Annotated in this window: 12 protein-coding genes; 2 read left to right on the top strand and 10 right to left on the bottom strand. The window is 66.6% G+C overall.

Annotation, left to right across the window (positions count from 1 at the left end; translation table 11 throughout):
• The first annotated feature begins 10 nt into the window (after positions 1-10).
• On the top strand, positions 11-1,069 hold the full coding sequence (locus P0Y33_RS16645; protein WP_279528503.1) for a zinc-dependent alcohol dehydrogenase family protein: 1,059 nt from the start codon (positions 11-13) through the stop codon (positions 1,067-1,069).
• Positions 1,070-1,072: 3 nt separating this feature from the next.
• On the opposite strand, the gene P0Y33_RS16640 is transcribed toward P0Y33_RS16645, so the two are convergent.
• From P0Y33_RS16640 to P0Y33_RS16610, 7 genes are all read right to left on the bottom strand, one after another.
• Positions 1,073-2,008 (bottom strand): amino acid ABC transporter permease, encoded by a 936-nt coding sequence (locus P0Y33_RS16640; protein ID WP_279528502.1) that lies wholly within the window; start codon positions 2,006-2,008, stop codon positions 1,073-1,075.
• Entirely contained in the window at positions 2,005-2,775 is a 771-nt protein-coding gene (locus P0Y33_RS16635; RefSeq protein ID WP_279528501.1) for an amino acid ABC transporter ATP-binding protein, read from the bottom strand. Before P0Y33_RS16635 ends, P0Y33_RS16640 begins: the two co-directional genes overlap by 4 nt.
• Positions 2,772-3,467 carry an amino acid ABC transporter permease gene (locus P0Y33_RS16630; RefSeq protein WP_279528500.1) on the bottom strand — a complete coding sequence of 232 codons (696 nt, stop codon included), beginning with the start codon at positions 3,465-3,467 and terminating at the stop codon, positions 2,772-2,774. The genes P0Y33_RS16635 and P0Y33_RS16630 overlap by 4 nt, the downstream gene beginning before the upstream one ends.
• A gap of 4 nt (positions 3,468-3,471) precedes the next feature.
• On the bottom strand, positions 3,472-4,287 hold the full coding sequence (locus tag P0Y33_RS16625; protein WP_279528499.1) for a basic amino acid ABC transporter substrate-binding protein: 816 nt from the start codon (positions 4,285-4,287) through the stop codon (positions 3,472-3,474).
• 62 nt (positions 4,288-4,349) lie between these two features.
• Complete coding sequence (locus P0Y33_RS16620; protein WP_279528498.1) at positions 4,350-5,276, bottom strand: COX15/CtaA family protein; 927 nt, start codon at positions 5,274-5,276, stop codon at positions 4,350-4,352.
• Positions 5,277-5,360: 84 nt separating this feature from the next.
• Positions 5,361-6,557 carry an orc1/cdc6 family replication initiation protein gene (locus P0Y33_RS16615; protein WP_279528497.1) on the bottom strand — a complete coding sequence of 399 codons (1,197 nt, stop codon included), beginning with the start codon at positions 6,555-6,557 and terminating at the stop codon, positions 5,361-5,363.
• 801 nt (positions 6,558-7,358) lie between these two features.
• Complete coding sequence (locus P0Y33_RS16610; protein WP_279528496.1) at positions 7,359-8,756, bottom strand: FAD-binding oxidoreductase; 1,398 nt, start codon at positions 8,754-8,756, stop codon at positions 7,359-7,361.
• 90 nt (positions 8,757-8,846) lie between these two features.
• Here P0Y33_RS16610 and P0Y33_RS16605 point away from each other — a divergent pair, with 90 nt between their 5' ends.
• On the top strand, positions 8,847-9,425 hold the full coding sequence (locus P0Y33_RS16605) for a CFI-box-CTERM domain-containing protein (protein WP_279528495.1): 579 nt from the start codon (positions 8,847-8,849) through the stop codon (positions 9,423-9,425).
• Here P0Y33_RS16605 and P0Y33_RS16600 read toward each other — a convergent pair.
• From P0Y33_RS16600 to P0Y33_RS16590, 3 genes are read right to left on the bottom strand one after another with little or no spacing between them, the layout of a single operon-like run.
• Positions 9,415-9,978 (bottom strand): hypothetical protein, encoded by a 564-nt coding sequence (locus P0Y33_RS16600; protein ID WP_279528494.1) that lies wholly within the window; start codon positions 9,976-9,978, stop codon positions 9,415-9,417. The genes P0Y33_RS16605 and P0Y33_RS16600 overlap by 11 nt on opposite strands.
• Entirely contained in the window at positions 9,975-10,442 is a 468-nt protein-coding gene (locus P0Y33_RS16595; RefSeq protein WP_279528493.1) for a hypothetical protein, read from the bottom strand. The genes P0Y33_RS16600 and P0Y33_RS16595 overlap by 4 nt, the downstream gene beginning before the upstream one ends.
• Positions 10,443-10,494: 52 nt before the next feature.
• Positions 10,495-12,249: an Nramp family divalent metal transporter gene (locus tag P0Y33_RS16590; protein ID WP_279528492.1), complete on the bottom strand. Its 1,755-nt coding sequence runs from the start codon at positions 12,247-12,249 to the stop codon at positions 10,495-10,497.
• Positions 12,250-12,392: the final 143 nt, after the last annotated feature.

The raw sequence follows: 12,392 nt of genomic DNA, 5'->3' as shown, positions 1-12,392 counted from the left end.
CACGGCCAGTATGCGCGCCGCAGTGCTGGAAGAGTACGGCGAACCGCTCCGCATCGAGGAGGTCGAACGTCCACAACCCGCCGACGCCGGCGTCGTCGTCCGCGTGGAGGCGTGTGGCATCTGTCGTAGCGACTGGCACGCCTGGAAGGGCCACGGCGAGTGGGCCGACGACCAGGTACCCAGAGGGCAGATACTCGGCCACGAACCCGCGGGAGAGGTCGTCGCGGTCGGCGACGGCGTCGACGACTTCGAGGTCGGCGAGCGCGTCGCCGTCCCGTTCTCGCTCGGCGACGCCTCCTGTCCCGAGTGTCGGACCGGCCACGGAAACGTCTGCGAGGACGGCTACGCGCTCGGGTTCGAACCGGACGCGCCGGGCGCGTTCGCCGAGTACGTCCACGTCCCCGAGGCCGACTACAACCTCGCCCACCTCCCCGACGAAGTCTCCTACGAGGCCGCCGCCGCCCTCGGCTGTCGATTCATGACCGCCTTCCACGCGCTCACCGCGCAGGTCGACGTTGGCGCCGGCGACTGGGTCGCCGTCCACGGTTGTGGTGGTCTTGGACTCTCGGCCGTCCAGATCGCCCGCTCGCGCGGTGCGAACGTCGTCGCGGTCGACCTCGACGACGAGAAACTGGAGCGAGCACGCGACCAGGGCGCCGTCGAGACGGTGAACGCCGGCGAGGTGGACGCTGCCGAGGCGATCCGCGAGGTGTCCGGCAAGGGTGCACACGTCTCCGTCGACGCGGTCGGGACGGCCGCGGCGTGTCGCGCCTCCGTGGAGTCGCTCCGCCAACGCGGGACGCACGTCCAGGTCGGACTGACGACCGAGGCGGAGAAAGGCGAAGTGTCGCTCCCGACGGACTACATGACGCGCCACGAACTCTCCTTCGTCGGGTCGCGCGGGATGCCGCCGACGAGTTACGACGCCCTCTTCCGACTCATCGCCTCGGGCGACGTCGACCCCGAGGCGCTGGTGACTCGCGAGGTGGCACTCGACGACGTCCCGGACCGACTGGCCGCGATGGACGAGTACGAGACGGCGGGCGTCGAAGTCGTCACGGAGTTCTGAGGGTCAACGACCCTCCGACGCTCCGAGTCCGGGGATGGCGACCCGCGCTTCGACGTGACTCATCAGGTTCGATACCGTGACGACGAGTCCGAGGTAGAGGATTCCCGCGAGGACGAACAGTTCGGTGTAGTGGTACGTCTCCGAGGCGAACGACTGTGCCTGGTAGAAGAGTTCGGGGACGGTGATGAACGCCGCCAGCGAGGAGTACTTGACGAGGTAGACGAGTTCGTTCGTCCACCCCGGAATCGCGAAGCGTAGCGCCTGCGGGAGGACGACGTGGCGGATTCCCTCGACCTTCGAGAGACCGACGGAGCGGGCGGCCTCCAGTTGCCCGGGGTCGACGCTCTGAATGGCGCCGCGGATGTACTCCGCCTGGTAGGCCGCCGAGTTGAGGATGAACCCGACGATGGCGACCCAGACGGCCTGTGCGGGGAAGATTCCCTGGCCGACGAACGAGAGGTTCCGGAAGAACGCCGGGATCCACGGCAGGCCGTAGTAGAGGACGAACAACTGGGCGAGCAGCGGCGTCCCGCGCAGGAGTTCGACGTAGGCGAGCGCGAGCCAGTTCGAGTACTCGCCGTAGACCCGCGCGGCGGCGAGCACGACGGCGATGGGGAACCCGAGCGTGATGGAGACGACCGTGAGGATGACGCTCAACCAGAGGGCGTTCACCAGGTTCGGGAAGAACTGGACGGCGAACGCGACGGCGTCGAAGAGCCCCGCGAAGAGCGGCACCGAGTCGGCGAGCGCGGCGAACGTACTCGGGGGCACGAACGCCTGGCCGCGTGGGACGAGGACGCCACCGAACCAGTCGTTGAGCCAGCGCAGGAGGATCCAGCCCCAGAAGAGCGCCCCGACGGTGTACTTCAACCCCGCCGCGTAGTCACGGGGTTCCTCGGTCCGGACGTCGGGTGCGGCGCCGGTCTCCGTCTCGCTCATCGTGTGTCTCCGTGGAGCCGAGTGAGACGTTCGAGGAACTGGGCGGTGCGCTCGTGTTCGGGGTTCTCGAACAACTGCTCGGGCGGACCGTGTTCGACGATGGTCCCCTGGTCGAGGAACATGATGTCGGTCGCGGCCGCACGGGCGAAGCCCATCTCGTGGGTGACGACGAGCATCGTCATCCCCTGCTCGGCGAGGTCCTCCATCACCTCGACGACCTCACCGATGAGTTCGGGGTCGAGCGCCGAGGTGGGTTCGTCGAACAGCATCAGTTTCGGGTCCATCGCGAGCGCGCGGGCGATGCCGACGCGCTGTTTCTGCCCGCCGGAGAGTTCCGCCGGGTAGGAGTCGGCCTGTTCGGCGAGACCGACCTGTTCGAGTTCCTCCATCGCCCGCTCGGCGGCCTCCTCCTTCGACTTCCCGAGGACGCGACGCGGCCCGAGCATCACGTTCTGCTTGGCGGTGAGGTGTGCGAAGAGGTTGAAGTCCTGGAACACCATCCCCACCTGCCGGCGGAGTTCGTTCTCGTCCATCTCCGTGACCGGCGTGCCGTCGAGGTAGATGTCCCCGCCCTGGAACTCGGTGAGTCGGTTGACACACCGCAGGAGCGTCGACTTCCCCGACCCGGACGGACCGACGAGCACCTGGACGTCCTGGCGGTCCATCTCGAAGGAGATACCCTTCAGGACTTCTTCCTCGCCGTAGCGCTTGTAGAGGTCGTCAACGCGGACGAGCGGTTCGTCGTCGCCGTTCGGCGCGCCGCTCATCGGTTCCCACCTCCGGGGATGGCGACCAGGTCGTTCAACAGTTCGAGCGACCGGTTCGCGAGCAGGGTCAACACGAAGTAGATGGCGCTGACGAAGAGGATGAGTTCGAAGATGGCCGTCGTGTGGCCGATACTCTGGAACAGGTCGTAACTCTTGGTGAGCAGTTCGGCGAGACCGATGGCGAACGCGATAGAGGTGTCTTTGAGCACGATGGTGACCTCGTTCTGGAAGCCGGGGACGCTCCGACGGAGCGCCTGTGGGAGGACGACGTGGCGGATCGCCTGGACCTTCGACATACCGATGGAGCGGGCGGCCTCCATCTGCCCGCGGCTGACGCTCTGGATCGCTCCCCGGAAGATCTGTGTCTGGTAGGCGGCGCTGCGGAAGCCGAGTGCGACCGTCGCCGCGAAGAACGCCGGCGAGAGACCGAACGCGAAGTACGCGAGCATGATGATGACGACGATGGGCGTCCCACGGAGGACGACACCGACGTTACGGACGAGACCGCTGCTGTAACGGCCGCCGTACACCTCGACGACGGCGGCCGGGAGTCCGGCCGCGAACCCCACGAGGAGGCTGGCGAGGGTCAACTTGATCGTGACCAACAGCCCGTCGCCGAGGTAGCAGGCGTTCTCGAAGACGTACTGCCAGTCGGGCGAGAGCCCGCCGGGGACGGGCACCGGACAGGGCATCTGTCTACTGGTTGGAGGAGCCGAACCACTTGTTGCGGATCTCCTCGTAGCGACCGGAGTCGCGGACGGCCGCCAGCCCCTCGTTCAGGGCCGACTGGAGATCGTCGTCGCCGTTGCGGATGCCGAAGCCGTAGCGCTCGCCCGTCTCGTGGGTGAACGCGATCTCGACTGGCCGCTGGTCGGCGAACGTCTGGGCGACCGGGACGTCGAGGATGACCGCGTCGATGTTCCCGTTCTGGAGGTCCTGGACCGCGAAGACGTAGCTGTCGTAGGAGTTGTAGTTCGACTCCTTGAGCGTCCCCTCCTTGATGAGTTCCTTCGCGATGTTCTCGCCGGTCGTCCCGGACTGGGAGCCAACCTTGTGCCCGGAGAGGTCCGAGAGCTTCGAGGGCGAGAAGCTCCCGTCCTCGCGGACGAGGATCGCCTGGTCGGCGTTGTAGTAGGGGTTGGTGAAGTCGATCGTCTGCTCGCGCTTGTCGGTGATGGTCATCGCGGCGGCGATGACGTCGATCTTGTTCGACGTGAGCGAGGGCACGAGGGAGTCGAAGGCGAACTCCTGCCACTCGCCGAGTTGGTACCCCTCCGCCTCGGCGACGACCGCCGAGAGCAGGTCGATGTCGAAGCCGACGAGTTCGCCGCCCTCCTTCATCTCGAACGGCGGGAAACCCGGCGCCGTACCGGGGGTGATGGTCGTCGCCGTCTCGGTCGTGGTTCCAGTTCCGGTCGTGGTCGTGCCCTCGCCGCCGTTACTGGAACATCCGGCGAGCGTGAGCGCGACTGCACTGCCACCGACCGACTTCAGGTACGTACGTCGTTCCATACCTGTGGATAGGACGTAGACCACTTAAACACCAGCGAGACGCGTTCGTGAGGGGGAGACCTTCAGCGCTCACTCGGTGACTGCGCGTACGAGCGTCCGCTCGCGTCGGAGAGTGTGACCCGACCGACGAGCGCCGCCGCCGTCGCGGCCGCCGCGACCACCCAACTCAGCGTCTCGACCGGTTGCGTGATGGGGACGATTCCGACGAGGAGGACCATCTCGACGACGAGGAGGAAGAGACAGCCGAGTGCGGCGTGGTGGGCGCGACGGAGACGGAGACCGGTAGACGAGTTCCCGGTCTCCGCGTCGCGTGCCCAGAGCACGGCCGCGAGGACCGCGGCGAACCCGACGAACTGGAAGGCGTAGTAGCCGGTCTGGACGAACGCACCGAACGTCACCAGGAGGTCGCGTGCGAGCAGGGAGTGGCCGACGAGCGCGACGCTCGCGACGCCGAGTGCCGAACGGACACCCGCTTCGGAGGCGAGTCGTCGCCCCCACTCGCGCTCGTAGGCCCACGCCGTCGACGCGACGAGCGCCGTGAAGATGGCGAGCGCCGCGAAGAAGTGCGACGCCTGCACGACCATCGTGTAGCCGCCGGGTACGAGACCAGCGAAGGTGACGGTCGTCCCGCCGAGGATCACCTGGAGCGGGAGGAGTAGGAGGGCGAGGACCGCCGCACGACTCGTCCGCGTTCGGGTGTAGGCCCGCCACTGGACCACGCCGTTCCCGAGGATGACGAATCCGATGGTCATCGCGACGAGGCGGTGGAACCACTCGACGAACTGCGGCGGCGTGAGTCCGACCGGCGAGAGTTGTCCGGCACACCCCGGGTAGGTCTGGTTACAGGTCGCCCCGGAGCCGCTGGCCGCCGTGAACAACCCGAGGAGGAGCAACAGGTACGTCAGCCCAGTCGTCGCGAGCGCGACGGCGGGCGCCCGCGCCAACACCGGCGCGACGAGACGCCGAACCCCACTCCCGTTTCGAGACATGCGAGAGCGTTGGGGAGTCGAGTACTTACCTGTGAATGTTCGGCGGCGGTCCCCGGGGCGAGTCGTGTCGGTGGGGAGACGCCGTCACGAGCGCTCCCGTTCGATGGTCTCGCGGGCGTCGAAGACCGCCTCTGCGTCGAGCGTGAGTTCGTACGTGTAGTACGACCCGCCGCGTTTGCCGACGTTGTGTTCGGTGACGGAGAGGAAGCCCAGCATCTTGAGGTCGCTCAGGTGGTTCTGGACGCTCTTCAGCGTCGTCAGCGGTTCGTGGCCGTGGTTCTCCGCGACCATCTCGTAGCGTTCGCGAATCTCCTTGCTCCGGGCCGGCGTGTCACCGGCGTGGTCGAGGCGGGCGACCGCTTCGAGGACGAGTTGGCCGTGAATCGTCTGGTCTCGGATCTTGTCCGTCACCCGACCCCGCTGGACAGTCTCCCTGGCCGCGTCGATGTGGTCGTCCTCCACGACCGCGTCGCCCCGCGACTCGGCGATGTCGCCGCCGGTCCGGAGGAGGTCGAGTGCCTGTCTCGCACCGCCGGTGTCCCGCGCCGCGAGCGCCGCACACTTCGCGATGGCGGACTCGTCGCACGACCCCTCGGTGAAGGCGTCCGCCGCCCGGTCGTGGAGGATGGTCCGGAGTTCCGTCGCGTCGTAGGGGGAGAAGGAAATCTCCTTCTCCATCAGCGTGTCCTTCACCTTCGGCGAGAGCGAGTCCCGGAAGCGGTAGTTGTTGGAGATGCCGATGACGCCGACCTTCGCGTTCGTGAGGTGGCCGATGGAGCGTGCCCGTGGGAACTCGTACAGGAGCGAGTCGGCGTCCGAGAGGTGGTCGATCTCGTCGAAGACGAACAGGAAGGTGCCACCGATGCGGTCCATCTCGTCGTAGAGCGACTCCAGTGCCACCTCCGTCGAGAGACCCGTCTTCGGGAACTGCTCAGCGCCGTCTTCGCGCAGCGAGTTGACGAGTGTCCGGACGGCCCCGTACACGCTCCCCCGGTTGCAGTTGTACATCCGGACGTGGACGTCGTCGGCCTCGTCGCGAGTGGCGGTCTCCTCCTGGAGGGCCTGGAGCATGTACTGGGTGACCGCCGTCTTCCCGACGCCGGTCTTCCCGTAGACGAAGACGTTCGAGGGATTCCGGCCGAACAGGACGTCCTTGAGTGCGTCCTGGTAGGCGCTGATCTCGTCGTCGCGTTCGAGGATGGTGTCCGGCTGGTAGTCCTCCGAGAGGACCTCCTTGTCCGCGAAGATGGTCTCACGAATGTCGCTGAAGGGACGCGTCATCGGTAGATGACGCTACCGAGACGGTCCACCCGTATAACCGTGGTGTTGTGTGTTTCGTGAGTTTCGCCCATTTATAAACACGCCCACCCCCGATTTCGTGAGAAAGTCGGTGTCGAGCGATGGTGAACGTGACGGTGAGTGGACTTGCCGGTATCGTAAGGTTCAATCTATCCACTAGAGAGGAAGACTAGTCGTCTAGAGGAGTCGGTCTAGTCTCTAGACGGTGGTTAGTGCTCTCTCGAAACACGATTTGCTTCGAGTGCCGGTCTCTCGTTCGCATCGGCTCCTTCTCGTCGCCCTCGTGCGTATCGACTCCTCCCCGTCTCTCGCGCCCGCATCGACGCCGCCGATTCCGCCACGACCATCCCCACTACCGAGACACCCTAACTCACGAAACGAGGGGACCGTGTCCGGAGAGCCCTGGTCGCGAGAGACCGTTCACCGACCGGAATCGGCGGACTTCCCCTCTCCGTCTAACTCACGAAACGAGGGGTGGGGCCGCCGAGTTTGTCGCGATGGCGTCGACCTCGGTGGCGTCGCATCGGTGACGTCGGCGACGCCGACGCTTCGGGAACTCGCGAAACGAGGGGTGGACGCGCGAGAATCGGACCTGACTCAACCCGACCCGTCCAGACCTGACCCGTCTAGACCTGACTCCTCTTCCGGCCGCTAACTCACGAAACGAGGGGTGGGCCGGCCGTACTCCCCGACGTCATCCCCGAAGACGACGGCGCACCGCGAGCACCTCCGACGACCGACTACCACCGAGACACCCTAACTCACGAAACGAGGGGTGGGTGTCTACGACTCCACGTCCGGCAGGACCTTCCCCGGGTTCATGATGCCGTTCGGGTCGATCGCGTCCTTGATCTGTTGCATCACGCGAACGCTCCCAGCGCCGTGCTCTCGGTCCATGAACTTCCGTTTCCCGATGCCGACGCCGTGTTCGCCGGTAGCCGTCCCGCCCATGTCGATGGCGGCCTTCACGACGCGCTCGTTGAGTTCGTTCGCCGCCGCGACGTGGGCCTCGTTCTGCGGGTCGCCGAGCGGCGTGAAGTGGAGGTTGCCGTCGCCGGCGTGGCCCACGCAGGTCGTGAGGATGTCGAGTTCGTCGGCGACCCGGGAAACCGTCTCGACGATGTCGGGGTACTTCGAGATGGGGACGACGACGTCGCCGATGACGAGCGGTTCCCACCCCTCGCGGTAGGCGCGGGCGGCGGGGAGGGCGTCGCGGCGGGCCTGCCAGATCTCGTCCATCTCGGACTCGTCGGCGGTCTCCCAGCGCTCCATCCGGTTGTCCGCACAGACGGACTCGACGAACTCGACGTCCTCCTCGATGCCGGAGTTGTTGCCGTGGAGTTCGAGGAGCAACGTCGGCTTCTCGGGGAGTCCGAGCCCCGAGTAGGCGTTGAGGAGTTCGACGCTCGGCGCGTCGACGAACTCGATGGCACCGGGGCGGACGCCGAAGCGGATGATCTCGGAGACGGCGCTGGAGGCGTCGCGCTCGGTGGGGAAGGTGACGAGCGCGGCGCGCTTGTGCTCGGGGATGCCGACGAGTTCGAGCGTCGCCTCCGTGACGACGCCGAGCGTCCCCTCCGAACCGACGATCAGGTCGCGGAGGTTGTACCCCGACGAGGACTTCACGACCTCCTGGCCGCACTCGATGACCTCGCCGTCGGGGAGGACGACTTCGAGTCGACGGACGTGGTCGCCGGTCTCGCCGTAGCGGACGGCGTTGAACCCGGAGGCGTTGTTCGCGATCATCCCGCCGACCATCGCGACGTCGCCGCTGGAGATGCCGGGCGCGAAGCGGAGACCGTACTGGGCGACGCGCTCGTTCAGGTCGTCGTAGACGACACCCGGGCCGACGCGGACCTGCAGGTCGTCGGGTTGGGCGTCGACGTGGTCGATGCGGGTCGTGTCGAGGACGATGCCGCCGGCGACGGGGACGGCGTTCCCCTCCAGTCCCGACCCGCCGCTCCGGGGCGTGACCGGAATCCCGCGCTCGTTCGCGCCCGCGAGGACCGCCGAGACGTCGGCCGTCGACGCCGCCTCGACGACGGCGTCGGGTGTCACTGGTTCGTGGGGACTCGCGTCGCCACCGTACTGTTCGCGTCTGCTCTCGGTGAACTCGACCGTCCCGTCGAGGTCGAGCGTCGCGAGGTACTCACAGTCGTGGTCCCCCACGGTATCTGCCATACGGCGAGGGAGTGACCGGACGGCCATGAATGTTACTCTCACCCGATGGGCCAAGTGTTATGAGTGGGAAACACTCACAGAGGAACAGAGATGGCTGCCAAAGACGAGGGTGCCGGCGCGGAACTCCCCGGCGTCGGGGACGGCCGGCAGAAACACGTCACCGTTCTCACCGAGTCGAACGAGCGAGTCGAACACGGGGACTGCTACCTCCGGTACACGGACGACGCGTTCCTCGTCGCCGACGACCCGCAGTTCGAGGACGTGACGACCTACGAGAAGACCGAAACCCGCCGCTTGGAGGTCCGCCAACACCACTCGACGTGTTTCATCACTACCGCGACGGCCGGCGAGGGGCCGACGCTCGACGAACTCCGGGGGTTCCGCGAGGACGCCCTCCGGCCGACGCCGGCCGGCCGCGCTCTCGTCGGCGTCTACGAGCGGGTGAGTCCGCCCATCGCCCGGACGCTCGAACGTCACCCGGACGCGGGCACGACGCGCGGCGTTCGGTGGCTGGTCGAGCGGTGTGCGACCCTCGCGCGGCGGCGACGGCGGGCGGCCGCACCGCAGCGGACGCTCCTCACGCTCCTGTTGACCGCGCTCTACGTGGTGGGTGTCTGCTGGGCGCTCCTCGGGCACGCCGCCCTCCGCGCCCGCGAACTCACCCGGTGAAGAAGCGCCGCAGATTCTCGCGCGGGCGGAATCCCACGCCCGACTGTGCCTCGAAGCCGAAGCCGTGGCGCTCGGCCGCGTCGCCGAGTTCCGAGCGGAGCCACGCCGGGTCCGCCCCCTCGTGGAGTCGGTAGGCGAAGGAGTGCTCGTCTTCGAGGTAGATCGTGAGCTTCGGCCGGCCGAGTCCGCCGCCCTCGTCGAGGACGACTCGTTCGACGTTGTCGTACGCGCTCCAGACGACCTTGTCCGCCTGGAGGAGCACCTCGTCGAGACCGTGGACGTCGTAGATACGCTCCATCCCCGCGGCCTCCTTCTTGTGCTGTTTGGTGCCGAGACCGAACAGCGGCGTGACGTAGCTGTACTCCGCGATGTAGAGTCCGTCGTCGGCGAAGAAGAGCTCCGCGAGGCGGAGCGGGAAGGAGCCGGTCATCCCGAAGTGGACGTGGACCTCGACGTCGACGTCCGTGCTGGGGAGGTCCTCGAACGCCTCGGGGTCGATATCCTCGGGGTCGGGACCGGGACCGCTCCCGCGACCGGCGCCGTCCGCACTCATCGGCCGACGACCCCGCGTTCGTCTCCGTTCTCGTCACCCTCGCGCCCGCGCCGGAAGGCGTACTGCCCGAACAGCAGCGCCCCGCCGACGAACAGGATGCCCGCGAGTTGGTCGACCGTGAGCGCCACGTAGACGCCGACGGCGACGCCGAGGGCCGCCAGCCCGACGACGAGTCGGTCGCGCGTCGAGTAGCGGTCGTCGTCCGCCTCGGTCGGCGCCGCACCCGCCTCTTCGGACGAGTCCACCTCGTTACGGCCGACCCAGAGTTCGGCGACGTAGGTCACGACCATCAGGCCGAGACCGACCGCGAGGAAGCCCGTACGGAGTACTCCGGTGACTGTGACGCCGAGAGAAGTCAGCGCCTGTGGCGCCGTGACGATAGCCAACCCGAACGCGTACGCGAACAGCCGACGACTGGCGAGTTCGCGGGCCACCCGACGCGCGAGCGACGTGTCTCGTTCCATGCTACCCTACTACGTGGATGACCGGATAAAAAGACCGTGGTGAGTCGGAGCGTTACGACAGGAGTCCGCGGGCCTTGTCGGCACCTTCGACGGTCCCCTGCGATTCGAGTTTCGCCTTCCCGGAGACGTACATCACGTACACCTGGACGATGGCGAAGACGACCCAGAGGACGTAGCCGAGCGGGCCACTCCCGACGATACCGACCGTGGTGTCGAGCGCGGCGAAGTTGATGCCGTACTGGTCGCCGGTGGCGATGCCGCCGACGAGCAGGACGGTGAAGTACCCGAAGAAGCCGGTCGCCCACCACATGGCGACGATGCGGGCCCAGCCCATCTGGGTGTGCTCGGGCAGGTACTTCGTGTTGAGGATGGTCGTGAGCGCGTTGTACGGCCACATCATCGCACCGGCCGCAGCGGCACCGATGACGAGCAGGATCCACGGCTTCGAGAAGTTCTCGAAGAGGAGGTTCCCGCCGATGATGGCGATCCCCCACACCGTGTAGAGCGTGAGGAAGCCGAGGAAGACACGGGAGACTTCCCAACCGGCCTGTCGGCCGTGTCCCTCGAACATGATGTCGACGCTGTTGCGCACGTACGACTCGATGATGGCGTACTGGGTGCTGAACAGCGCGATGAAGATGACGGCGTAGGTGAGTTGCGCCGCGATGGGACTCAGCGCCGGGATGATTTCGGTCAGCCACATGTCGATGGCGCCGACCTCCGTCCCGGCGGCGTACTCCGCCGAGATCGTCATCGCGATGGTTGCGACGACGAGCAACCCGACGACGAAGGAGAGGAAGTGCTCCTGCTGGGCGACCTTCCACCACGCCTTCCAGCGCGTGAGGTTCTTCTCGTTCGGTTCGAACGTGTAGCCGTCCGTGACCTCCTCGGGTTCGCTCCCGCGGAGGGGGTTCTGGATACGGCCCTGGTAGGTACCCATGCCGTAACCCTTCTCGCGGGCCCAGACACCCTGTGCGAGGTTGACGTACCCGCCGGCGCCCGCGTACGCGAGACCGCCGAGGAAGACGGCGATGTTCATGTCTGCGGGAAGTGTGCCGAAGCTAACCGCACCGGCCGGCACGTTGGCGAGCTGGCCGATGGTTCCGGCGAGGAACACGAGGATGACGGCGAAGACGACCGCGAGGATCATCAGCACCGTCTGGGTCGTCTCGACGATGTTGTAGACGACGGGTCCAGCCTGGTAGGAGAGCCAGATGACGATCATGGTGATGATCCCGATGACTGGCCAGGCTCCGGTGCCTAATCCAGCCCACGAGGCGGCGACTTTCGACGCACCGGCCGCCCAACCGGGCCAACCGGCCTGGAAGAAGCCTGCCGCGAGGAAGAACCACGGCCAGACCATGTGCATCCGGTCGAACGCGCGGAAGATGCTCTCGCCGGTGGCGAGCGTCCAGCGCTGTAACTCCGTGTTGATGAAGAACTGCGTGAGGACCCCCACCCAGAACGCCCAGTAGAGCGCCCAACCGCTCTGCGCGATGATGGTCGGCCAGAACATCGTCTCGCCGGACCCCAGCGACGCCCCGAGCATGATGGCGCTCGGACCGACCAGGTGGCTCAGTTTCGGAACCTTCGGGAGGTCGTATTTCTTGAGTGACGGCCCCTTCCCGAGGTTCGGGAACTCGTCAGTTTGCGGTGCCTCTTCGAGCGTATCGTACCCGACGTCTTCGTACACCGTCGAGCGATACTCCGCGCCCTGCTCTTCCGACATGAAGACGTCGCTGTCGGCGACGCCTCCGTCCGGAACGGGCTCGGACTCGTCCGACGATGTTTCGTTCGTGTCTGTCATGATTGATAGTCAGAGTGACTCGTTACCGTGCACCCCGTACTCCACGGTAACGTGAATCAGGGCACGATAAATAATTAACGACTAGACCGACGAGAGGTCACCGCAGGTACGTGACCGGCGTCACGAGACCGCTTAAAAAGACC

It is taken from the genome of Halospeciosus flavus (genome assembly GCF_029814175.1).
In the GTDB taxonomy this organism is placed as follows: Archaea; Halobacteriota; Halobacteria; order Halobacteriales; family Halobacteriaceae; genus Halospeciosus; species Halospeciosus flavus.
The sequence above is the reverse complement of the archived record's forward strand: the minus strand, read 5'-3'. Positions and strand labels throughout refer to the sequence as shown.

What these genes read in the sequence shown, in the direction of transcription:
- P0Y33_RS16645 (WP_279528503.1), top strand. Translation starts at nt 11, where the DNA reads ATGCGCGCCGCAGTGCTGGAAGAGTACGGCGAACCGCTCCGCATCGAG.
- P0Y33_RS16640 (WP_279528502.1), bottom strand. Translation starts at nt 2,008, where the DNA reads ATGAGCGAGACGGAGACCGGCGCCGCACCCGACGTCCGGACCGAGGAA.
- P0Y33_RS16635 (WP_279528501.1), bottom strand. Translation starts at nt 2,775, where the DNA reads ATGAGCGGCGCGCCGAACGGCGACGACGAACCGCTCGTCCGCGTTGAC.
- P0Y33_RS16630 (WP_279528500.1), bottom strand. Translation starts at nt 3,467, where the DNA reads ATGCCCTGTCCGGTGCCCGTCCCCGGCGGGCTCTCGCCCGACTGGCAG.
- P0Y33_RS16625 (WP_279528499.1), bottom strand. Translation starts at nt 4,287, where the DNA reads ATGGAACGACGTACGTACCTGAAGTCGGTCGGTGGCAGTGCAGTCGCG.
- P0Y33_RS16620 (WP_279528498.1), bottom strand. Translation starts at nt 5,276, where the DNA reads ATGTCTCGAAACGGGAGTGGGGTTCGGCGTCTCGTCGCGCCGGTGTTG.
- P0Y33_RS16615 (WP_279528497.1), bottom strand. Translation starts at nt 6,557, where the DNA reads ATGACGCGTCCCTTCAGCGACATTCGTGAGACCATCTTCGCGGACAAG.
- P0Y33_RS16610 (WP_279528496.1), bottom strand. Translation starts at nt 8,756, where the DNA reads ATGGCAGATACCGTGGGGGACCACGACTGTGAGTACCTCGCGACGCTC.
- P0Y33_RS16605 (WP_279528495.1), top strand. Translation starts at nt 8,847, where the DNA reads ATGGCTGCCAAAGACGAGGGTGCCGGCGCGGAACTCCCCGGCGTCGGG.
- P0Y33_RS16600 (WP_279528494.1), bottom strand. Translation starts at nt 9,978, where the DNA reads ATGAGTGCGGACGGCGCCGGTCGCGGGAGCGGTCCCGGTCCCGACCCC.
- P0Y33_RS16595 (WP_279528493.1), bottom strand. Translation starts at nt 10,442, where the DNA reads ATGGAACGAGACACGTCGCTCGCGCGTCGGGTGGCCCGCGAACTCGCC.
- P0Y33_RS16590 (WP_279528492.1), bottom strand. Translation starts at nt 12,249, where the DNA reads ATGACAGACACGAACGAAACATCGTCGGACGAGTCCGAGCCCGTTCCG.